The sequence below is a fragment of the Streptomyces sp. NRRL WC-3626 genome, assembly GCF_000718785.1.
GTDB classification, from domain to species: domain Bacteria; phylum Actinomycetota; class Actinomycetes; order Streptomycetales; family Streptomycetaceae; genus Streptomyces; species Streptomyces edwardsiae.
On record NZ_JOCA01000051.1, the window covers coordinates 1 to 699 of the forward strand.

Genomic DNA, 699 nt, shown 5'->3' on the forward strand with positions numbered 1-699 from the left:
GGGTTGTTCGAGGATGACGTGGGCGTTGGTGCCGCTGATGCCGAAGGAGGAGACGGCGGCGCGGCGTGGGTGGTCGGTGTGGGGCCAGGGTGTGGTGTGGGTGAGGAGGGTGACTGCGCCGGTGGTCCAGTCGACGTGGGTGGTGGGGTGGTCGATGTGGAGGGTGCGGGGGAGGATGCCGTGGTGCATGGCGTGGACCATTTTGATGATGCCGGCCATGCCTGCGGCGGCTTGGGTGTGGCCGATGTTGGATTTGATGGATCCGAGGTAGAGGGGTTGTTCGGGGGTGTGTGCGCGGCCGTAGGTGGCGAGGATGGCGTGGGCTTCGATGGGGTCGCCGAGTGTGGTGCCGGTGCCGTGTGCTTCGAGTGCGTCGATGTCGGAGGGGGTGAGGTGGGCGGCGGTGAGGGCGTCGTGGATGACGCGTTCCTGGGCGGGTCCGCTGGGTGCGGAGAGGCCGTTGCTTGCGCCGTCCTGGTTGAGTGCTGAGCCGCGGATGACGGCGAGTACGGGGTGGTTGTTGCGTTGTGCGTCGGAGAGGCGTTCGAGGAGGAGTACTCCGGCGCCCTCGCCCCAGCCGGTGCCGTCGGCGGTGTCGGCGAAGGCTTTGCAGCGGCCGTCCGGGGAGAGTCCGCGCTGTCGGCTGAATTCGACGAAGAGTCCGGGGCTTGCCATGACGGTCACGCCGCCGGCCAGGGC

1 protein-coding gene is annotated in these 699 nt (G+C 68.8%); it reads right to left on the reverse strand.

Going from position 1 to position 699, the window contains the following annotated elements; translation table 11 throughout:
• A partial coding sequence (locus IF28_RS0135745; RefSeq protein WP_030229578.1) for a beta-ketoacyl synthase N-terminal-like domain-containing protein occupies nt 1–699 on the reverse strand: 699 nt, incomplete at both ends.